The organism is Streptomyces sp. NPDC005706, from assembly GCF_040631045.1.
GTDB lineage: Bacteria > Actinomycetota > Actinomycetes > Streptomycetales > Streptomycetaceae > Streptomyces.
This window is the reverse complement of the sequence record NZ_JBEXYS010000022.1, coordinates 64,172-85,181: the sequence shown is the minus strand read 5'-3', so window position 1 is coordinate 85,181 and position 21,010 is coordinate 64,172. Positions and strand designations below refer to the sequence as shown.

The 21,010-nt window shown below is 70.4% G+C and carries 12 protein-coding genes; 5 read left to right on the top strand and 7 right to left on the bottom strand.

Going from position 1 to position 21,010, the window contains the following annotated elements; translation table 11 throughout:
* The first annotated feature begins 187 nt into the window (after positions 1 to 187).
* Positions 188 to 3,991: a GH92 family glycosyl hydrolase gene (locus tag ABZ478_RS28135; RefSeq protein ID WP_359553510.1), complete on the top strand. Its 3,804-nt coding sequence runs from the start codon at positions 188 to 190 to the stop codon at positions 3,989 to 3,991.
* A gap of 58 nt (positions 3,992 to 4,049) precedes the next feature.
* Here ABZ478_RS28135 and ABZ478_RS28130 read toward each other — a convergent pair whose 3' ends face one another.
* Positions 4,050 to 7,316, bottom strand: coding sequence for a GH92 family glycosyl hydrolase (locus tag ABZ478_RS28130; RefSeq protein WP_359553508.1), 3,267 nt, complete (start codon positions 7,314 to 7,316; stop codon positions 4,050 to 4,052).
* 342 nt (positions 7,317 to 7,658) lie between these two features.
* Positions 7,659 to 8,753: a lytic polysaccharide monooxygenase gene (locus ABZ478_RS28125; protein ID WP_359553507.1), complete on the bottom strand. Its 1,095-nt coding sequence runs from the start codon at positions 8,751 to 8,753 to the stop codon at positions 7,659 to 7,661.
* Positions 8,754 to 9,123: 370 nt separating this feature from the next.
* Between ABZ478_RS28125 and ABZ478_RS28120 the strand changes: the two genes are divergently transcribed.
* Positions 9,124 to 11,772, top strand: a complete 2,649-nt coding sequence (locus ABZ478_RS28120) for a SpoIIE family protein phosphatase (RefSeq protein WP_359553505.1) — start codon at positions 9,124 to 9,126, stop codon at positions 11,770 to 11,772.
* 75 nt (positions 11,773 to 11,847) lie between these two features.
* Here the strand turns inward: ABZ478_RS28120 and ABZ478_RS28115 are convergent, their stop codons facing one another.
* On the bottom strand, positions 11,848 to 14,643 hold the full coding sequence (locus ABZ478_RS28115) for an aconitate hydratase (RefSeq protein ID WP_359553503.1): 2,796 nt from the start codon (positions 14,641 to 14,643) through the stop codon (positions 11,848 to 11,850).
* A gap of 364 nt (positions 14,644 to 15,007) precedes the next feature.
* On the opposite strand from ABZ478_RS28115, the gene ABZ478_RS28110 reads away from it, so the two are divergent.
* On the top strand, positions 15,008 to 15,202 hold the full coding sequence (locus tag ABZ478_RS28110) for a DUF4236 domain-containing protein (protein WP_199212458.1): 195 nt from the start codon (positions 15,008 to 15,010) through the stop codon (positions 15,200 to 15,202).
* Positions 15,203 to 15,266: 64 nt separating this feature from the next.
* Positions 15,267 to 16,796 (top strand): UDP-N-acetylglucosamine 1-carboxyvinyltransferase, encoded by a 1,530-nt coding sequence (locus ABZ478_RS28105; protein WP_250401081.1) that lies wholly within the window; start codon positions 15,267 to 15,269, stop codon positions 16,794 to 16,796.
* A 70-nt stretch (positions 16,797 to 16,866) separates the two neighbouring features.
* Here the strand turns inward: ABZ478_RS28105 and ABZ478_RS28100 are convergent, their stop codons facing one another.
* Entirely contained in the window at positions 16,867 to 18,372 is a 1,506-nt protein-coding gene (locus ABZ478_RS28100; protein WP_359553500.1) for an MFS transporter, read from the bottom strand.
* A 95-nt stretch (positions 18,373 to 18,467) separates the two neighbouring features.
* On the opposite strand from ABZ478_RS28100, the gene ABZ478_RS28095 reads away from it, so the two are divergent.
* The gene (locus ABZ478_RS28095; RefSeq protein ID WP_359553499.1) at positions 18,468 to 18,956 is read left to right on the top strand and encodes a DUF1772 domain-containing protein; all 489 of its coding nucleotides are present in this window, start codon (positions 18,468 to 18,470) and stop codon (positions 18,954 to 18,956) included.
* Here the strand turns inward: ABZ478_RS28095 and ABZ478_RS28090 are convergent.
* The 3 genes from ABZ478_RS28090 to ABZ478_RS28080 form a co-directional block, all read right to left on the bottom strand.
* The gene (locus ABZ478_RS28090) at positions 18,905 to 19,129 is read right to left on the bottom strand and encodes a DUF6059 family protein (RefSeq protein ID WP_359553548.1); all 225 of its coding nucleotides are present in this window, start codon (positions 19,127 to 19,129) and stop codon (positions 18,905 to 18,907) included. The genes ABZ478_RS28095 and ABZ478_RS28090 overlap by 52 nt on opposite strands.
* Positions 19,130 to 19,203: 74 nt before the next feature.
* Positions 19,204 to 20,046, bottom strand: coding sequence for an AfsR/SARP family transcriptional regulator (locus ABZ478_RS28085; protein WP_358934499.1), 843 nt, complete (start codon positions 20,044 to 20,046; stop codon positions 19,204 to 19,206).
* Positions 20,043 to 20,525: a flavin reductase family protein gene (locus ABZ478_RS28080; protein WP_359553497.1), complete on the bottom strand. Its 483-nt coding sequence runs from the start codon at positions 20,523 to 20,525 to the stop codon at positions 20,043 to 20,045. Before ABZ478_RS28080 ends, ABZ478_RS28085 begins: the two co-directional genes overlap by 4 nt.
* Between the last annotated feature and the right edge of the window lie 485 nt (positions 20,526 to 21,010).

Sequence of the window (21,010 nt, the reverse complement as noted above, 5' to 3'; positions counted from 1 at the left end):
TTTTCCGACTTGAGACCTCGCGGAAATATGAAGCGCCTGTGGGCGCCGTGCTGGAAAAAGTCGCGACATAAGACCCTGAATGCCACGCTCAACACCCTTGACATCACCGGCCACTTGACCACCTACTGGTTCCTGCGCGTCGAGCTGACAACGTTGTCCGAAGTGAGCGCAGGAGGGGAAGCTGTAGATGCAGCGCAGAAGTCGACTCAGAAACGGTCCGGCGGTCGTGCTCACGGCCGCCTTTGTCATGGCCGTCGGCACCCAGGGCGCGGCGGTCGCCCTGCCGGCGAAGGCACCGGCCGCCGACCGGGAGTTCGCATCCTCGTTCGAGGCGGGCGATCCGGCGCCGGACTGGCTGAACACCGTGGACACAGGGGCGGATGGGGGCAAACGCGCCTCGGGCGTGGACGGCGGCTACAGCACGGGCATCCCGGGCAACGTCGACGACCATGTGACCGAGGTCCGGGCCAGCGACGAGAACGCGGGCGCGGGCGAGGTGAAGGAGAACCTCGTCGACGGCGAGCCCGGCACCAAGTGGCTGGCCTTCCAGCGCACCGGCTGGGTGGAGCTCGACCTGGACAAGCCGGTCAAGCTGGTGACGTACGCGCTCACTTCGGCCAACGACTACGCCGAGCGCGACCCGAAGGACTGGACGCTCCAGGGTTCGGCGGACGGCAAGGACTGGAAGACGCTCGACACCCGCTCGGGTGAGAGCTTCAAGGAGCGGTTCCAGACGAAATCGTTCGATCTGGCCGAGCCCGCCGAGTACCAGCACTTCCGGCTCGACGTGACCGCGAACAACGGCGCCTCGGGCATCCTGCAACTCGCCGACGTGCAGTTCTCCACCGGCGGCGGGGACACCACGGTGCCCCAGGACATGCTGTCCCTGGTCGACAAGGGACCGATCGGCTCGCCCACGGCCAAGGCCGGCGCCGGATTCACCGGAAAGCGTGCCCTGCGCTACGCCGGACGGCACACGGCGGACGGGCGGGCGTACTCGTACAACAAGATCTTCGACGTGAACGTGAAGGTCGGCGGCGACACCCGGCTGTCCTACCGCGTCTTCCCGTCGATGGCCGACGGCGACCGCGACTACGACGCCACCAACGTCTCCGTCGACCTCGCCTTCACCGACGGCACCTACCTCAGCGGCCTCGGCGCCACCGACCAGCACGGCTTCGCGCTGACACCGCGCGGCCAGGGCGCGTCGAAGGCGCTCTACGTCAACCAGTGGAACGACGTGGCCTCCCGGATCGGCTCGGTGGCGGCCGGCAAGACGGTGGACCGGATACTGGTGGCGTACGACTCGCCGGACGGCCCGGCGAAGTTCCGCGGCTGGATGGACGACATCGCCCTGAAGCCGGTGGCGCCCGAGAAGCCGAAGGCGCACCTGTCGGACTACGCGCTGACCACCCGCGGCACCAACTCCAGCGGCAGCTTCTCGCGCGGCAACAACTTCCCGGCGACGGCCGTCCCGCACGGCTTCAACTTCTGGACGCCGGTCACCAACGCGTCTTCGCTGAGCTGGCTCTACGAGTACGCACATGCGAACAACGGCGACAACCTGCCGACGATCCAGGCGTTCAGCGCGAGCCATGAGCCGAGCCCCTGGATGGGCGACCGGCAGACCTTCCAGCTCATGCCGTCGGCCGCCTCCGGCGCCCCGGACACCGGCCGTGCGGCGCGCGAGCTGGCCTTCCGGCACGAGAACGAGACCGCGCGGCCGTACTACTACGGCGTCCGGTTCGAGAACGGCCTGAAGGCGGAGATAGCCCCGACCGACCACGCGGCCGCACTGCGCTTCACCTACCCGGGTGATGACGCGAGCGTGGTGTTCGACAACGTGACCGAGCAGGCGGGGCTGACCCTGGACAAGGAGCACGGCGTCGTCACCGGCTACTCGGACGTGAAGTCGGGCCTGTCCACGGGCGCGACCCGGCTGTTCGTGTACGGCCGGTTCGACAAGCCGGTGTCCGGCGGCGACTCCAGCGGGGTGAAGGGCTTTCTGCGTTTCGACGCGGGCGCCGACCACACGGTCACTCTGCGGCTCGCGACCTCGCTGATCAGCGTGGACCAGGCGAAGGACAACCTGGCGCAGGAGATCCCGGACGGCACCTCCTTCGGCACGGTGAAGGAGCGGGCCCAGCGGGCCTGGGACAAGCTGCTCGGCAAGGTCGAGGTGGAGGGCGCGACCCCGGACCAGCTGACCACCCTGTACTCCAGCATGTACCGGCTGTACCTGTACCCGAACTCGGGCTTCGAGAAGGTCGGCGGCAAGGACCAGTACGCCTCGCCCTTCTCCCCCATGCCGGGCCCGGACTCCCCGACGCACACCGGGGCGAAGATCGTCGACGGCAAGGTGTACGTCAACAACGGCTTCTGGGACACGTACCGGACCACCTGGCCCGCGTACTCGTTCCTGACCCCGTCGCAGGCGGGTGAGATGGTCGACGGGTTCGTGCAGCAGTACAAGGACGGCGGCTGGACCTCCCGCTGGTCCTCCCCCGGCTACGCGGACCTGATGACCGGCACCTCCTCGGACGTCGCGTTCGCCGACGCGTACGTCAAGGGCGTGAAGTTCGACGCGAAGGCGGCGTACGACGCGGCGGTCAAGAACGCCACGGTCGTCCCGCCGTCCTCGGGCGTGGGCCGCAAGGGCATGAGCACCTCGCCGTTCCTCGGCTACACCAGCACCGACACGCACGAGGGCCTGTCCTGGGCGATGGAGGGCTACGTCAACGACTACGGCATCGCCAGGATGGGCGAGGCCCTCTACAAGAAGACGGGCGAGAAGCGGTACAAGGAGGAGTCGCAGTACTTCCTCAACCGCGCCCGGGACTACGTGAACCTCTTCGACTCCAAGGCCGGCTTCTTCCAGGGCCGGGACGCCAAGGGCGACTGGCGCGTGGACTCCTCGAAGTACGACCCGCGCGTGTGGGGCTACGACTACACGGAGACCAACGGCTGGGGCTACGCCTTCACCGCCCCGCAGGACAGCCGGGGCCTGGCCAACCTGTACGGCGGCCGGCAGGGCCTCGCCGACAAGCTCGACGAGTACTTCGCCACGCCCGAGACGGCCTCCCCGGACTACGTCGGCTCCTACGGCGGTGTCATCCACGAGATGACCGAGGCGCGGGACGTCCGGATGGGCATGTACGGCCACTCCAACCAGGTCGCCCACCACGTCATCTACATGTACGACGCGGCCGGTGAGCCCTGGAAGGCGCAGGGACACGTGCGCGAGGCGCTGTCCCGGCTCTACACGGGCAGCGAGATCGGCCAGGGCTACCACGGCGACGAGGACAACGGCGAGCAGTCGGCCTGGTACCTCTTCTCCTCGCTCGGCTTCTACCCGCTGGTCATGGGCGGCGACGAGTACGCCATCGGCTCCCCGCTGTTCAAGAAGGCGACCGTGCACCTGGAGAACGGCCGCGACCTGGTGATCAAGGCACCGCACAACAGCGCGAAGAACGTGTACGTGCAGGGCGTGAAGGTGAACGGCAGCCCCTGGACGTCCACCTCGCTCCCCCACTCGCTGCTGTCCAAGGGCGGGGAGCTGGAGTTCTTCATGGGGTCCAGGCCCTCGACGTGGGGCACCGGCGCGAAGGCGGCGCCGGTCTCCGTCACCCAGGACGACAAGGTGCCGGCGCCCCGCGCGGACGTGCTGAAGGGCGACGGCGCCCTGTTCGACAACACGTCGGCGACGAGCGCGACGGTCACCACGGTGGACCTGCCGGCCGCCGACGGCGCCAAGCCGGTCCAATACACGCTGACCTCGGCGGCGGACCACACGAAGGCACCGGCCGGCTGGAGCCTGCAGGGTTCCGCGGACGGCACGGCCTGGAAGACCCTGGACCACCGCTCCGGCGAATCGTTCCGCTGGGACCGGCAGACCAGGGCGTTCACCATCGCCGCCCCGGGCACCTACGCGAAGTACCGCCTGGTGCTCGACGGTGAGGCGACGCTGGCGGAGGTGGAGCTGCTGGGCTGACCGGCGCATCAGCGAGGGGGCGGACCCGGCCGGGTCCGCCCCCTCTTCGTGTGCGCGCTCAGCCGGTGGCGAGGGTGAAGAGGTGCAGATCGGTGTCGTTCGGGAGGGTCACGCTGCGGACGGCCTTGCCGTCCGGGGCCGCGACGGGCTTCGTGGCGAACACGTAGGTCGCCACCGGGTCCTTGTCGGCGCCCGCGACATTGCGGTACGCCGCCTTCGCGACCACCTCGTTGCCGTAGGCCACGGTGCCGCCCCCGCCGCCGACGGTCCAGTCGGTGAAGGCGAGGTCGACGGTGCCGGTGGTGCCGTCGGTGTAGGTGACGGTGGCCTTGGTCTGCTGGTTGCCGTTGACGGCGCTGCCGATGAAGGACAACCGGGCCGCGGGCTCGGCGAGTTCGATCGTCTGGCCGGAGGCCGAGGCGTTGTCCGGGCGGCCGGCGGGCGAGCCCGGCCAGGTGAAGGCGAGACCGTCCACCGTGCCGTGGCCGCCCGGGGTCAGACCGGCCGCGGCGAGGGCCTGGCGGGAGTAGCTCCAGCCGCCGCCGTCGTAGTCGGCCTCGTCGTGGTCGCCCGCGTCGTCCGAGACCCCGGTGCTGTCGTAGGCGGCCAGCAGGGTGCCGGGAGCGGCCACGGTCAGGGAGACCGGCTGGTCGTAGGAGGTGTCGCCGGAGGTCACCGTGACCTTGACGTCGTAGAAGCCCTGGGTGGCGTCCTTCGCCGCGGCCAGGGTGATCTGCCGGGCGCCGTCGGTGACCGTGCCCTCGGCGGGCGTGGCCGTGACACCGGCCGGGGCCTGGACCCGGAAGCGCACCTCGGGTCCGGTGCCGCCGCTCAGCGCCAGCGCGCGGATGCCGATGCTCGTGCTGTCACCGGGTGCGACCGTGGCGGTGGTGGGGCCGACGCCGATCTGGTAGGGCTGCTCGCCCTCCCGGAAGGACGGCGGCGGCGAGGACGCGCCCCAGGTGCGGTTCGGGGTGGCGGACAGGGTGTAGTCCAGCCGGCCGCCGTCACGGACGAACGAGGCGGGCAGCCAAGGGCGGTCACTGTCGCGGCCGTCGACCTTCAGGGACTGGACGTACGGGGCGTCGGCCGCCGCTCCGGTGGCCCGGACGGAGATGTCGTTGCCGTGCGGGCGGGCTATCTCCACCCGCTCGAACAGCGGTGAGGCCAGGACGAGTTCGGCACGGGAGGGCACCTGCGGGTACATGCCGAGCGCGGAGAAGACATACCAGGACGACATGGCGCCGAGGTCGTCGTTGCCGGGGATGCCGCCCGGCTCGGTCGACCAGAGCCGGCTCATCGCCGCCCGGACGGTCTCCTGCGCCTTGTACGGGGCTCCGGCGTAGTCGTACAGGTAGGGCACGTTGATGGACGGTTCGTTGTCCAGTTCGGACTTGGCGCCGCCCTTGCCGCTCAGGGCCCAGCTCCCGTCGGCGTTGTGGAAGAAGGTGTCGAGCCGGGCGAGCGCCTTGCCGGTGCCGCCCATCGCCGCGAAGAGCCCGGCCGGGTTGTGCTGGACCATCCAGGTGTACTGGGCGGCCGAGCCCTCCACGAAGCCGTTGCCGGTGTCCGGCGTGAAGCCGGTGACCCAGCTCCCGTCGGCCTTGCGGTTCGCGATGTAGCCACCGCCCTGGTCGGCCGCGAGATTGAAGTTGTTCTGCCACCACTGGGCCCGGCGGGCGAAGGTGCCGGCCGTCTCCTTCTCCCCCGCCGCGGCGGCCAGTTGGGCGAGGGAGAAGTCCGCGGTGGACATCTCCAGGGTCTCGGCGGCGCCGCCCCAGGCGTTGGAGACGCTCGGCATGTAGTGCAGCTTCAGGTACTTGTCGAGCGACGGGCGCTGGCCCACCGACAGCACCGGCTTGCCGGCCGCCGACAGGTCCTGTGCCGTGGGCACGGTCGCCGCCTTCACCAGCGAGTCCAGGGCGCCCTCGAGGTCGAAGCCGGTGCCGCCGAACGCGCGGATGCCGGCCAGGGCGGTGGGCGCGGGGTCACCGTTCATGACGTGGGTGCCGCTCGCGCCGTGCAGCCAGCGGTCCCAGACGCCGCCGTTCTGCCGGGCGAGTTCGTACAGCGACTGGGCGATGTCGGAGCCCGTGTCCGGGTCGAGCAGGGTCAGCAGTTGCACCTGGTCGCGGTAGACGTCCCAGCCGGAGAAGGTGCCGTACTGGGCGCGGTGGCCGCGGCCGGTCCTGTGCACCTTGCCGTCGGAGCCCCGGTAGCGGCCGTCGGCGTCACTGATGACGTTCGGGTGCAGCAGGGCGTGGTAGAGGGCGGTGTAGAAGGTGGTGCGTTCGGCGTCCGTGCCGCCGCCGACCCGGACGGCGCCGAGCCGGTCGCGCCAGGCGCGGCGGGCCGCGTCCGCGACCGCGTCGAAGGACCGCTTCGGGGGGTTCTCCGCCTTGAGGTTGGCCGCGGCGGCCGCCTGACTGACGTAGGAGATGCCGACCTTGGCGTTCACCGGTCCGGTGCCGGGCGCGAACTCGACGTACCCGCCGGCGCCCTTGCCCGCCACGGGCCGGCCGCCGTGCGAGAAGCCGCCGGTGCCGCCGGTGGCCCGGGTGGAGCCGGCCTGGAGCTTGTCGTCCTGCCAGGTGCCGGTGGCCTTGAAGGCGCGGTCGAAGCGGGCGGTGAAGTACAGGGTGTAGTAGGAGCGCTGCCCCTCCGGGTCGAGGTAGCCGCAGAAGTCGCCGGAGGTGACGGAGCCGGAGACGGTACGGGTCGCCGGGTCGATCGTGACCGAGGAATTCTCGGAGCCCAGCTCGGAGTTGGCGGTGCGGACGAGCAGCGAGGCGGGCTTGTCCGCGGGGTAGGTGAAGCGGGCCGAGCCCGTGCGGGCGGTCGCCGTGAGGTCGGCGGTGACGCCGGAGGCCAGGTCCACCTTGTAGTGCCCGGGCCCGGCGCTCTCGTCGGAGTGCCGGAAGTCCGAGGCGTAGACGGCGTCCTTGGTGTCACTCGCCGGGGAGGAGGTGACCTCGCCCGCGTACGGGAAGAACGGGATGTCACCACTGCCGCCCGCGCAGCCGGTGCCGGACATGTGGGTCAGGCTGAAGCCCCGGATGCGGGTGGCGTCGTACTGGTAGCCGCCGGGCGCGGCGGTGCGGGTGGCGTCGCCTCTGGTGTTCTCCGGGCTCCAGGAGAGCATGCCGAACGGCACCACGGCGCCCGGGAAGACGTTGCCGCCGTTCCTGGTACCGATCAGCGGATCGACGTACGGGGTAGGGTCCTTGACGAGTTCGGGGGGTGCTGCGGTCGCCGCGAGGGCGGGGGTGGCCCCGCCGGTCGCGAGCACCGCGGCCAGCAGCAGGGACGTGGAACGGAAACGCATGACGCGGCCCTTCCTCGGGATGGACGGGTCGCGCACCACAGGTCGCACAAGCCGCAGGGACAGTAACGCGCTCCACCGGTGACACGGAAGACCGCGTGCTCCCCCACGGGCACACTCCGCTGCCACCCGGCCGGGCTACCCCAAGTGGGTTGACATCGTTGTCCGTTGACGCGGTAGAGTCTTGTACGGACCATACGACAACGTTGTCGCGCTCCACTCGGTCGAGGCCTGCCCACAGCCCGGCCGCCACAAGCCAGCACCACCCGGACAGGGACCGAACCCCCCTCACCTGCCCGGCTCGCGGACCCGGTGCGTCACTTCACCGGGTCCGCCCAGAGCGGCTCAGCCGACCCGGCAGGGAAGGCCGGCGGAGTCGTCGGCGCCGGAGCCCCGGACCACATAGCCGAACGTCGTGCTCCGCCCCGGACTCAGGGAGCCGTTCCAATCGGCGTTGTGCACCATCACGTCCTGCCCGGTGTAGGTGGCGTCGCCGTTCCAGAGACCGGCCACCGACTGGCCGGCGGGCAGGGTCCAGTCGACCATCCAGCCGAGCATCGGCACGGTCCCGGTGTTGGTCACGGTCACCTCGGACTGATGCCCGCCGGACCAGGTACCGGTGGTCCTGCGGCTCGCGGTGCAGGCGCCGGGCGGGGGCTCGGCGGGGCCGCCCGGGTCGTGGATGCCGGTGACCTCCCCGTCGCCGCCGTCGAAGACGACGTCGGAGCAGGAGTAGAAGGTCTCCGCGCTGTCCGAACGCTGCCACACCATGTAGACGATGTGGCGGCCCGTCTTCCCGGCCGGCAGCCTGCCCGACCAGGAGTAGTCGGCGTCGACCGTGCCGGGCGTGCCGTTCAGCGGCGGGTGGTCGACGGTGAGGAACGGCTGGTCCTCCATCGCGGACCAGGTGAGCGGCTCGGCCGGGTCGTAGCCGTCCTTCGTGACGTACACGTGGAACCAGCCGGGGTGGGCGGCCCAGGCGTTGTAGGAGAAGTCGACCGTGGCGCCGGCGGTCAGATGGGTCACCGGCCAGTCGTCGCGGGCCAGGTCGAACCCGGTGAAGTCGGGGTTGCCGCCGCTGCAGAGCCGCCCGTCCGGCACGAAGCCGCGGGTGCGGCCGGCGCCGTCCGAGCGGAGCACCGAGAACCAGTTGTAGAAGGGGGTGGTGCCGCCGGCCTGCTGGGCCGCCCTGCAGGCCGGGTTCACGGGCTTGATCTCACCGGTTTCGGTGAGCCCGTCCCGCCAGCACAGGAAGGTACGGCTGCCCGGCTTCATGGGGGTGCCGTGGGCGGCGGCCGGGATGCCCGCGGCGAGCATCAGGCCGAGGGCGGGGAGAGTGGTCAGCAGGGCGAGGACCACCAGGAACAGGCCTCTGCCGCGGGTGGGGTGAGGTAATCGCGGGCCCCTCGGGAGACCGGGCGCGGTGATTGGCGCAGACATGACACGTACACCTCCGACTGTGTCCGGGGCCGTACGGCCGGACGGGAACGGGGCGGGCGGAAAAGGGAAGGGCGGGACGGGGTGGGAGCGGACCCGGCCCGGCCACGGCGGGTTCCGGTCCGCCGGGACCGATCCTTATGTGGGAGCGCTCCCACCCCTGGTCTGTGAAGTTAGCGCGCCCGGCACCCGCTGTAAACGCCTGCCGCCACACCTGTGACACGGCACTGGTGAGAAGGCGTGGGGCGCACGAGGCAGGAGGGGCCGGGGCGTCCACGGCTCGGGACGGACGTAGCCATCGTCAATCACCCAGTGCTAGAAATGTCGCATGTCGGACCAATTCGGCCGATTCAGGCGCCTGTCTTGGCGCTCGATGGTCGGCAGAAGCCCACGCAGTGTCGCCGGACAGGTCTTCCTCCTGCAGGTGGTCCTGGTGGTCCTCCTCGTGGCCTGCGCCGTCATCGCCCTCGTGCTGCAGTCGGAGCGGGACACCACCACGGAGGCCAAGCGCCGTTCCATAGCCGTCGCGCAGACCTTCGCCCACTCGCCTGGCGTCCAGCAGGCACTGAACAGCCCCGACCCCTCGAAGGTCCTCCAGCCGCTCACCGAGGCGGGGCGCAAGACCGCGGGCGTCGACTTCATCGTGGTCATGGACACCAAGGGCATCCGCTACACCCATCCGATACCGGACCGGATCGGCAAGCGGTTCGTGGGGCGGATAGGCCCCCCGCTGGCCGGCCGGGTCTACACCGAGAGCGTGCACGGCCCACTGGGCCACGAGGTGCAGGCGACCGTGCCCATCCGGGACCACGACGGCAAGGTGAACGCCCTGGTCTCCGCCGGCCTGAAGGTCAAGAACGTCACCAGCCAGGTCGACCGGCAGCTGCCGATCATCCTGGCCGCCGGGGCCGGCGCGCTCGTGCTGTCGACCGGCGGGACGGCCCTGGTGGGCCGGCGGCTGCGGCGGCAGACCCACAGCCTGGCCCCGGAAGAGATGACCAGCATGTACGAGCACCACGACACGGTGCTGCACTCGGTACGGGAGGGCGTGCTCATCGTCGGCCACGACGGGCGGATGCTGCTGGCCAACGACGAGGCCAGGCGGCTGCTGGAGCTGCCCCCGCAGGCCGAAGGACGCAATGTGCGGGAGCTGTCGCACCTGGAGCCGGACACGGTGGAACTGCTCGGCTCCGGGCGCGAGGCGAGCGACGAGGTGCACTTCGCCGGCGGGCGGCTGCTGGTGGTCAACCAGCGGCCCACCGACGGCGCCGGCGCCTGCGGCGGCACCGTGGTGACGCTGCGCGACTCCACCGAGCTCCAGGCGGTGTCCGGCAGGGCCGAGGTGACCCGGGAGCGGCTGGAGCTGCTGTACGACGCGGGCCTGGGCGTCGGCACCACCCTCGACGTGGTCCGCACGGCCGACGAGCTGGCCGCGGTCGCCGTCCCCCGCTTCGCGGACTTCGTCACCGTGGACCTGGCCGACAACGTCCTGCACGGGGAGGAGCCCGCCCCGACCGCCACGGACATCCGGCGGGTCACCGTGAGCGGCATCCGGGACGACCACCCGCTCTACGAGAAGGGCCGGCTGATCGACTTCCTGCCCTCCACCCCCCAGGCGCGCGGTTACAACGCCGGTCGCTCCGAGCTGGTGCCCAATCTGGCGAGCGCCCCGGGCTGGCAGGCCCAGGACCCCTCCCGCACCCAGCGAATACTGGAGTACGGCATCCACTCGCTCATCGCCGCCCCGATCCAGGCGCGCGGTGTCGTCCTCGGCATGGCCAACTTCTACCGTTCCAAACAGGAGCCCTTCGACGAGGAGGAGCTGTCCCTGGCGGACGAGCTGGTGGCCCGGGCCGCGGTGAGCATCGACAACGCCCGCCGGTACACCCGTGAGCACGCCCTCGCGGTCACCCTGCAGCGCAGCCTGCTGCCGCGGGCGCTGCCCGAGCAGAGCGCCCTCGACGTCGCCTACCGCTACCTTCCGGCGCAGTCCGGCGTGAGCGGGGACTGGTTCGACGTGATCCCGCTGCCCGGGGGCCGGGTGGCGCTGGCCGTGGGCGACGTGGTCGGGCACGGCCTGCACGCGGCGGCGACGATGGGCCGGCTGCGCACCGCGGTGCACAACTTCTCCACGCTCGACCTGCCGCCGGACGAGCTGCTCAGCCATCTGGACGACCTGGTCGGCCGCATCGACCAGGACGAGGCCCGCGCCGAGGCGGCCGCGGAGATCGTCGGGGCCACCTGTCTGTACGCGATCTACGACCCGGTGACCCGCCGCTGCGCGATGGCGCGGGCCGGGCATCTGGCGCCCGCGCTGGTCTACCCCGACGGCGGTGTCACCTTCCCCGACGTACCGGCCGGACCGCCGCTGGGCCTGGGCGGCATGCCGTTCCGGACGGCCGAGCTGGAGCTGCCCGAGGGCAGTCAGCTCGTTCTCTACACCGACGGGCTCATCGAGGACCGCAGGCGCGACCTGGACGTGAGCATGGAGCTGTTGCGCCTGGCGCTGTCGGGCCATCCCGACCGGTCGCCGGAGGAGAGCTGCCGGGCGGCGCTGGACGAGCTGCTGCCCGAGCGCCCCAAGGACGACGTGGCCCTGCTGATCGCGCGTACCCGGGCGCTGCCGCCGGAGAACGTCGCCGACTGGGACGTGTCGCGCGACCCGGCCGCCGTGTCGGGGATGCGCGGTGCGGTGTCCGCCAAGCTCGAGGAGTGGGGCCTGTCGGAGCTGGGCTTCGGCATGGAACTGGTCCTGAGCGAGCTGATCACCAACGCCATCCGCTACGGCTCGGACCCGATCCATGTGCGGCTGATCCGGGACCGTGTGCTGATCTGCGAGGTGGCCGACGGCAGCAGCACCTCGCCGCATCTGCGGTACGCCGCGACGACCGACGAGGGAGGCCGGGGTCTGTTCCTGGTCTCCCAGATGACCGAGCGCTGGGGCACCCGGTACACGCCGCAGGGCAAGGTGATCTGGGCGGAGGTGGCGCTGCCGGACCTCTCGGCGCTCCTCGGGGAGTGAGCGGAGCGCGGACGGCGCGAGGGCCGCACCCCCGGTGCCGGGGGTGCGGCCCTCGTCCGCACCGTGCCGTGCCGCTTACTTGCGGATCAGGCTGCGCAGCACGTACTGCATGATGCCGCCGTTGCGGTAGTAGTCGGCCTCACCGGGGGTGTCGATGCGGACGACCGCGTCGAACTCCACACCCGTGTCGGTGGTGACCTTCACCGTGCGCGGGGTGGTGCCGTTGTTGAGCTCCTCGACACCGGTGAAGGAGAAGGTCTCCTCGCCGGTCAGGCCGAGGGACTCGGCGGTCCGGCCCTCGGGGAACTGCAGCGGCAGAACGCCCATGCCGATCAGGTTCGAGCGGTGGATGCGCTCGTAGGACTCGGCGATGACGGCCTTGACGCCGAGCAGCGCGGTGCCCTTGGCGGCCCAGTCGCGCGACGAGCCGGAGCCGTACTCCTTGCCGGCCAGGACGACCAGCGGGATGCCCTGCTCGATGTAGTTGCGGGAGGCGTCGTAGATGAACGACACCGGCGCGTCCGCCTGGGTGAAGTCGCGGGTGTAGCCGCCCTCGGTGCCCGGCGCGATCTGGTTGCGCAGGCGGATGTTGGCGAACGTGCCGCGGATCATGACCTCGTGGTTGCCTCGGCGGGAGCCGTAGGAGTTGAAGTCACGACGCTCCACACCGTGCTCGGTGAGGTACTGGCCGGCCGGGGTGTCGGCCTTGATGGCACCGGCCGGGGAGATGTGGTCGGTGGTGACCGAGTCGCCCAGCTTGGCGAGCACGCGGGCGCCGGCGATGTCCTCGACCGGGGCCGGCTCCATGCCCATGCCCTCGAAGTACGGGGGCTTGCGGACGTAGGTGGACTCGGCGTCCCACTCGAAGGTGTTGCCGGTCGGGACCGGGAGGGACTGCCACTGGGCGTCGCCGGCGAAGACGTCGCTGTAGGACTTGGCGAACATGTCCTCGCCGATGGCGTTGGCGACGACGTCGTTGACCTCGGCCTCGGAGGGCCAGATGTCCTTCAGGAAGACCGGGTTGCCGTCGGTGTCGGTGCCCAGCGCCTCACGGGTGATGTCCACCTTCATGGAACCGGCGAGGGCGTACGCGACGACCAGCGGCGGGGACGCCAGGTAGTTCATCTTGACGTCGGGGTTGATGCGGCCCTCGAAGTTCCGGTTGCCGGAGAGGACCGAGGTGACGGCGAGGTCGTGGTCGTTGACGGCCTTGGAGACCTCCTCCGGCAGCGGGCCGGAGTTGCCGATGCAGGTGGTGCAGCCGTAGCCGACCAGGTTGAAGCCGACCTTGTCGAGGTACGGGGTCAGGCCCGCCTTCTCGAAGTAGTCGGTGACGACCTTGGAGCCCGGGGCGAGGGTGGTCTTGACCCACGGCTTGCGGGTCAGGCCCTTCTCGACCGCCTTCTTGGCCACCAGGGCGGCGGCGACCATGACGTACGGGTTGGAGGTGTTGGTGCAGGAGGTGATGGCCGCGACCGTCACCGCACCGTGGTCCAGCTCGTAGGTGGTGCCGTCGGGGGCGGTCACCCGGACCGGGTTGGACGGGACGGAACCGGTGCCCTGGCCGTGCTGCGGGGCGCCGGCGCCGTTCTCCTCGTGGCCGTAGGCAGGGGCGTCGGAGGCCGGGAAGGACTCGGCGCTCGCCTCGTCGACCACCGAGGCGGCGGCGGCCGGCGTCTGGGCGACGGGGGCCTCGACGTAGTTCAGGACGTCCTTGGCGAACTGCTGGGCGGCCTCGGCCAGGACGATGCGGTCCTGCGGGCGCTTCGGGCCGGCGATCGACGGCACGACGGTGGACAGGTCCAGCTCGAGCTTCTCGGAGAAGTCCGGCTCGGCCTTCGGGTCCAGCCAGAGGCCCTGCTCCTTGGCGTACGCCTCGACGAGCGCGACCTGCTGGTCGGAGCGGCCGGTCAGGCGCAGGTAGTTCAGGGTCTCGTCGTCGATCGGGAAGATCGCGGCGGTGGAGCCGAACTCCGGCGACATGTTGCCGATGGTGGCGCGGTTGGCGAGGCTCGTCGCGGACACGCCCTCGCCGTAGAACTCGACGAACTTGCCGACCACACCGTGCTTGCGCAGCATCTCGGTGATGGTGAGCACGAGGTCGGTGGCGGTGGTACCGGCCTGCAGCTCACCGGTGAGCTTGAAGCCGACGACGCGCGGGATGAGCATGGAGACCGGCTGGCCGAGCATGGCGGCCTCGGCCTCGATGCCGCCGACGCCCCAGCCGAGGACGCCGAGGCCGTTGACCATGGTGGTGTGCGAGTCGGTGCCGACCAGGGTGTCGGGGTACGCCTGGCCGCCCCGGACCATCACGGTGCGGGCGAGGTGCTCGATGTTCACCTGGTGGACGATGCCGGTGCCCGGCGGGACGACCTTGAACTCGTCGAAGGCGGTCTGGCCCCAGCGCAGGAACTGGTAGCGCTCCTTGTTGCGGCCGTACTCCAGCTCGACGTTCTGCTTGAAGGCGTCGTTCGTGCCGAACTTGTCGGCGATGACGGAGTGGTCGATGACCAGCTCGGCCGGCGCCAGCGGGTTGATCTTCGCCGGGTCGCCGCCCAGCTCCTTCACGGCCTCACGCATGGTCGCGAGGTCCACGACGCAGGGGACGCCGGTGAAGTCCTGCATGATCACGCGAGCCGGCGTGAACTGGATCTCCTGGGACGGCTGGGCCTGGGAGTCCCAGCCGCCGAGGGCACGGATGTGGTCGGCGGTGATGTTCGCGCCGTCCTCCGTGCGGAGCAGGTTCTCCAGCAGGACCTTGAGGCTGTACGGCAGGCGAGCGGAGCCCTCCACCTTGTCCAGCCGGAAGATCTCGTACGACTCGTCGCCCACCTGCAGCGTGCTGCGGGCGTCGAAGCTGTTCGCCGACACGACAGTCTCCTTCATTGATGTGCGCGTACCACCGTCAATCGTGCCGCCACGTCGGCTTGGCCGATTCAGTAAGGTCAGGCTAAGTTAGGCAAGCCTTACTGAAGTGGCGGCTACGGTGCGCCTCGGCAGATATCTCGATGTCGAGATAACTCTAGTACATGGGGCCCGGCTGGTCATGTCCGGCCGGGCCCGGCCCCGCCGTTTTCCGGTGGCGTCCGCCACAGCGGAGCCCGTCGCGCCGGGCGGATCGGCGCACACCGGACACGGCCGCGCGACCGCCCCCGATCACCTGCCATCCCTCCGCACTTACGGGGTATCCGAGTTGAGCGCCACCCAGCCCCGAAGACCACCGAAGGAGGCACCCATGCCGCTCACTTTCCGCAAGAGCTTCCGGATCCTGCCCGGGGTACGGCTGAACATCAACCGGCACTCCTGGTCCATCACCACCGGCGGCGGCAAACACGGCCCGCGGCACACTCACAGCAGCACCGGACGACGTACGACATCGATGGATTTGCCCGGACCTTTCGGATGGCGCCGCACGACCAAGGGGCATTGACGGGGCATCACCCGAACGGACCCCCCAGGAGGCGCCATCTCATATCTGAGATAACCTCGGCCTCATGGCAGACGACTACCTCGTACGCATCGGCAAGCTCATCCGTGACGCCCGGCAACACCGGGGCTGGACACAGGCACAGCTCGCGGAGGCGCTCGGCACCAGCCAGAGCGCCGTCAATCGTATCGAGCGCGGGAACCAGAACATTAGCCTTGAGATGATCGCCCGGATCGGTGAAGCCCTGGACAGCGAGATCGTGTCGCTGGGCTACGCGGGTCCGATGCATCTGCGGGTGGTCGGCGGCCGCCGGCTGTCCGGTGCCATCGACGTCAAGACCAGCAAGAACGCCTGCGTGGCGCTGCTGTGCGCCTCACTGCTCAACAAGGGGCGCACGGTGCTGCGCCGGGTGGCCCGGATCGAGGAGGTCTACCGCCTGCTGGAGGTGCTCAACTCCATCGGCGTGCGCACCCGCTGGATCAACGACGGCGTCGACCTGGAACTCGTCCCGCCGGCCGAGCTGGAGATGGCGGCGATCGACGCCGAGGCGGCCGTCCGCACCCGCTCCATCATCATGTTCCTCGGCCCGCTGCTGCACCGCATGGACAGCTTCAAGCTGCCGTACGCCGGCGGCTGCGACCTCGGCACTCGGACCATCGAACCGCACATGATCGCGCTGCGCCGGTTCGGCCTGGACGTCGCGGCCACCGAGGGTCAATACCACGCCCAGGTGGACCGCACCGTCAGCCCCGACCGCCCGATCGTCCTGACCGAGCGCGGCGACACGGTGACCGAGAACGCGCTGCTCGCCGCCGCCCGGCACGACGGCGTGACGGTCATCCGCAACGCCTCCTCCAACTACATGGTCCAGGACCTGTGCTTCTTCCTGGAGGCGCTGGGCGTCCGGGTCGAGGGCATCGGCACCACCACGCTGACCGTGCACGGTGTGCCGAATATCGACGCCGACGTCGACTACTCCCCCTCCGAGGACCCGGTCGAGGCGATGAGCCTGCTGGCCGCCGCCGTGGTGACCGAGTCGGAGCTGACGGTGCGCCGGGTGCCGATCGAGTTCCTGGAGATCGAGCTGGCGGTCCTGGAGGAGATGGGCCTCGACCACGACCGGTCCCCCGAGTACTTCGCGGACAACGGCCGCACCCGCCTGGTCGACCTCACCGTCCGCCCCTCCAAGCTCGAAGCCCCGATCGACAAGATCCACCCCATGCCCTTCCCGGGCCTGAACATCGACAACGTCCCCTTCTTCGCGGCCATCGCGGCGGTGGCCTCCGGCCAGACCCTGATCCACGACTGGGTCTACGACAACCGCGCGATCTACCTGACCGACCTCAACCGCCTCGGCGGCCGCCTGCAGTTGCTCGACCCGCACCGCGTCCTGGTCGAGGGCCCGACCCGCTGGCGCGCCGCCGAGATGATGTGCCCGCCGGCCCTGCGCCCCGCGGTCGTCGTCCTGCTGGCGATGATGGCGGCCGAGGGCACCTCGGTCCTGCGCAACGTGTACGTCATCAACCGGGGTTACGAGGACCTGGCGGAGCGGCTGAACTCGATCGGGGCTCAGATCGAGATCTTCCGGGACATCTGAGGATCCTCACAAGGACATCACCGCACCCTTCCGGCCCGCGCGAACGCCGGCCCGGAGGGGTGGGGTGGCGTCACCCCGTGGGGTTCGAGGGCTTCTCGCGCTTCCCGGAGGTGACGACGAAGGCCATGATCAGCGCGCCGGTGAGGAACACCCCGGCACCGCCGGCCAGGGCGCGCGTGTAGCCGTACGTCATGGCGTCCTGGGCGCGCGCCACGAGGGCCGTGTCGCCCCGGTCGACGGCGTCTAGGTACACCAGGCCGGCCCGCGGCAGGCGGGTGTCGGCGACGGTGGCCGCCAGCATGGCGAGGCCGGCGATGCCGAGCGCGCCCCCGATCTGCTGGGCGGTGTTGAGCAGGCCCGACGCGCTGCCCGAGTCGGACTCGTCGACGCCGCTCACCGCGCCGAGCGTCAACGGCACGAAGGAGCAGCCGAGTCCGGCGGCGGTGACGAACATGGCGGGCAGCAGGGTGCTCGGGTAGGAGGAGTGCGGGGTCAGCCGGCTCAGCCACAGCATCCCGGCCGCGGCGACGGCGAGGCCGGGAGCGGCCACCAGCCGGGGCGGCAGCCTGACCACCAGCTTCGAGGCGATCGGGGCCGTCATGCCGATGCCGACGCTGAACGGCAGGTACGCCAGGCCGGTCCTGACCGCTCCGTAGTCCAGCACGTGCTGCATGTAGAAGGTCAGGAAGTAGAAGGTCGAGAACATGCCGAACCCGGTGAGGAACAGCGTCGCGTACGTGCCCGCGCGGTTGCGGTCCTTGAGGATGTGCAGGGGCAGCATGGGGTGTGCGATGCGGGCCTGCCGCTCCATGAACACCACCAGCAGCACCGTGGCGACCGCGATGTAGACCGATGTGACCAGGCCGGTCCAGTGGGTCTGTCCGCCGCGGGTGACCCCGTAGATCAGGCAGAGCAGACCGGCCGTGCCGACCGCCGCGCCCAGGGCGTCGAGCCGGCCGTTGTCGCGGTCGGCCTCTTCGAGCACCGTCGTCCCGGCCAGCACGCCGATCCCGATGGGAATGTTCACCAGCAGCACCCAGCGCCAGTCGAGGTACTCGGTGAGGAGTCCGCCGAGGATCAGGCCCAGGACCGACCCGACGCCGGCCATCGCGGCGTACGTGCCCATGGCCCGGTTGCGCGGCTTGCCCTCGGGGAAGTTCGTCGCGATCAGTGCGAGCGCCGTGGGTGCCGCGACGGCCGCGCCGAGGCCCTGGAGCACCCGCGCGGAGATGAGCAGCGCCGCGTTGGGGGCCAGGCCGCCGAGCACGGAGGCCAGCACGAAGGTCACGATGCCGAGCCGGAACACGCGGCGGCGGCCGAAGAGGTCGCCGGCCCGGCCGCCGAGGAGCATCAGCCCGCCGAAGGTGACCGCGTACGCGTTGACCACCCAGGCCAGGCCGCTGTCGGACATGTCGAGCCCGCTCTGGATGCTCGGCAGGGCGATGTTCACGATGGTGGCGTCGAGCACCACCATCAGTTCCGCCGCGGCGATGACCAGCAGGGCGAGTACCGGACGGCGGCTGAACCCCGCGGCCTTCGTGCCGGGGCTCGCGCCGGTCTGTACTGCGGATGACATGGGACCTCCAGGTCGTGGCCCCCGCTACCGTGGACTCCTCGTCCTCGCGGCGATGTGTGCAGCAAGAGCCTGATTGCTCAACTGAGGGAAGACATATGCGTGTTCGCGTAACGAAGGCCATTGCGGTCACCGCCACCGGACTGCTCGCCGGCGCGTTCGGCTACGGCGCGGTCAATCTGGCACCGACCTTCTGGAGCGTGCCGCTGGACACGCGGCTGTCGTTCCACGCCGAACTCATGAAGATGAACTCTCCGGTGATGCTGACGGCGATGGGCACCGCCGCTCTCGGCTCACTGGCCCTGGCCCTGCAGACGCGTGGCCGCGAGCGCGGGCTCGCGGCCGCGGCGACGGCGTTGACCGCGACGTCGTTCCTGGTCACGCGCTTCGGCAACGTACCGATCAACGCGCGGATCAAGACATGGGCGGTCACCTCGCCACCGGCCGACTACGCCGAGATCCTGCACCGCTGGGACCTGTTCAACCGGACCCGCACCGTCACGGCGCTGGCCGCCTTCGTGCTGCTGGTCATCGCTCAGAGTGGTTCCGGGCCGCGTGAGACCCCTTCCGACAGCCCTTCCAGCTGACGGTCGAGAGCCAGCTCCGTCTCCGTCAGGGGCTGGTGCCAGAGCATGCTTTCGGGGTGCCCGGGTGCCGCCGGCCGGCCCGGGTCCGGGCCGGGGATGAAGAAGTGGCTCTGGCCGTAGGCGGTGAAACCGTCCGCGCAAAAGCGCCACAGGGACCGCAGGAACAAGCGCATGTGAACATCGTGGCCGGTCATGAAAAAGCAGGGATAAAGCCCGGATTTCTTCATGACCGGCCGTCGTCCGTCCCTCAGGCGGACGCGCGCAGCAACGTGTGGAACGCCTCGTCGTCGGCGAGCACGGTCTGGTGGGCCATGCGCAGTTCCAGCCCCGGTTCGATGCCGAGTTCCTCGATGAGGTGCGCACGGGTGCGACGGTAGGAGGCGAGAGCGTCGCCACTGCGGCCGCTGCGGTGCAGCACCGTCATGAGCCGGGCGCAGAACCCCTCGCTGAGCGGGTTCTCCGCCACCAGCCTGCTGAGTTCACCGATGAGTTCGAGGTGCCGGCCCAGCTCCAGGTCCAGGTCGATGCGCCGCTTGAGCGCGCTCATCCAGGCCTCGTCGTACTGCAGCGCGGTGCCGGAGAGGGCCGAGCTCTCCCGCAGGCCCTCCAGCGTGGGCCCCCGGCGGAGGTCCAGCGCCTCCCGGTACTGCTTCGAGGCCAGTTCATGGTGGCCCGCCGCCGCGGACTCCGCGGCCATGGCGCAGAGCCGGTCGAAGCACACGGTGTCCAGGATGCCCTCGTTGACCTGGAGCTGGTACCCGGGTGCCCGGGTGCGCAGGGTGCACCAGCGGCCGTCGAGCTCGTAGCGGATCAGGAACTTGCGCAGCTGCGAGACGTACACGCGGAGGGCGGCGAGCGCGGTGGTCGGCGGCGTGTCGCCCCACAGCTCGCGGATGAGGGCCTCGTTGGACACCGTCGCGTTGGGCCGCACGAGCAGGGCGGCCAGGAGCTGGCGCAACTTGCGCTGGGGCAGCGGGACCTCCGACGCCCCCACGACGATCTCGAGCGGGCCCAGCAGGCGCAGCGCGACCCCGCGCGGGGTGATGTCCTGCAGCCCGTGCGTCGGCTGTTCCTCCATGGTGACGGTCATCCCTGCACCTCCAGGCGCGGGTGGCCGCTGCGGAAGTACGTCAGCGGCTGCTCCTCGCGCAGCAGGCCCAGGTCGACGACCTCACCGACGACGATGGTGTGGTCCCCGCCCGGGAAGGTGGTGTGCAGCCGGCAGTCGAGGAAGGCCAGCGCGTCACCCAGAACCGGGGAGCCGGTCACGCCGGCGTCGTGCGGCAGGCCGCCGAAATCCGCGGTGTCGCGGCGTGCGAAGGCCCGGCACAGGGCCGCCTGGTCGGCCGCCAGGATGTTGACGGCGAAAGCGCCGGCCTTCTCGACCGCGGCGAGCGCCCGCGAATCCCTGTGCATGCAGAACAGCACCAGGGCCGGGTCGAGGGAGACCGAAGTGAAGGAATTCACAGTGACCCCGACCGGGTTTTCTCCACCGGCTCCCCGGCACGTCACCACGGCGACTCCGGTCGGATAGCGGCCGCAGATCTCGCGCAGCACCCGTGTCTCCACAGGTGCTGCGCCCCTATCTCCAGTCACGGAAACGGTCATGCTGTCCAACGTGTTTCCCCCTAGAAATACAGCGCTCGCCTCTCTCACCGGCACCAAGCCTGCGCCGGGAACGGGCCGCGCTGACACCCGACCCTAACGAGACCGGTCGGCACCGCCTACGTCCCAAAGGACGAGGCGGGACGTACTTTCGGCCGGGCAGCCCCTGCCTGAGCACGGTACTGATCACATAACCCCTGCTCAAGGCCTGGTCTGGAGGACGATTCGAGCCAGGACGACACCACCGACTGGGCAATCTGGGAGAGCCGGGGGTGCGGGCACGCGGCCGGCCGCCGGCTCCGGCCGCGGCCAGGGGCGCCGCGCGGCGCCCCCGCGTTCGCCGCTCTTTCCCCGGCCGTTTTTCCCCGCCCTCATCCGCGCTTTATCGCACCGAGTGAATCTGTTTTGGCCGGTCACCCAGCGACCGGACCCGGAACGGAAGGAATCCG

Excerpts from the sequence above, each read along its gene's own strand:
- ABZ478_RS28135 (WP_359553510.1), top strand. The coding sequence starts at position 188 with ATGCAGCGCAGAAGTCGACTCAGAAACGGTCCGGCGGTCGTGCTCACG.
- ABZ478_RS28120 (WP_359553505.1), top strand. The coding sequence starts at position 9,124 with ATGGTCGGCAGAAGCCCACGCAGTGTCGCCGGACAGGTCTTCCTCCTG.
- ABZ478_RS28085 (WP_358934499.1), bottom strand. The coding sequence starts at position 20,046 with ATGACCGTCACCATGGAGGAACAGCCGACGCACGGGCTGCAGGACATC.
- ABZ478_RS28090 (WP_359553548.1), bottom strand. The coding sequence starts at position 19,129 with ATGCGCTTGTTCCTGCGGTCCCTGTGGCGCTTTTGCGCGGACGGTTTC.
- ABZ478_RS28110 (WP_199212458.1), top strand. The coding sequence starts at position 15,008 with ATGCCGCTCACTTTCCGCAAGAGCTTCCGGATCCTGCCCGGGGTACGG.
- ABZ478_RS28130 (WP_359553508.1), bottom strand. The coding sequence starts at position 7,316 with ATGCGTTTCCGTTCCACGTCCCTGCTGCTGGCCGCGGTGCTCGCGACC.
- ABZ478_RS28100 (WP_359553500.1), bottom strand. The coding sequence starts at position 18,372 with ATGTCATCCGCAGTACAGACCGGCGCGAGCCCCGGCACGAAGGCCGCG.
- ABZ478_RS28095 (WP_359553499.1), top strand. The coding sequence starts at position 18,468 with ATGCGTGTTCGCGTAACGAAGGCCATTGCGGTCACCGCCACCGGACTG.
- ABZ478_RS28105 (WP_250401081.1), top strand. The coding sequence starts at position 15,267 with ATGGCAGACGACTACCTCGTACGCATCGGCAAGCTCATCCGTGACGCC.
- ABZ478_RS28125 (WP_359553507.1), bottom strand. The coding sequence starts at position 8,753 with ATGTCTGCGCCAATCACCGCGCCCGGTCTCCCGAGGGGCCCGCGATTA.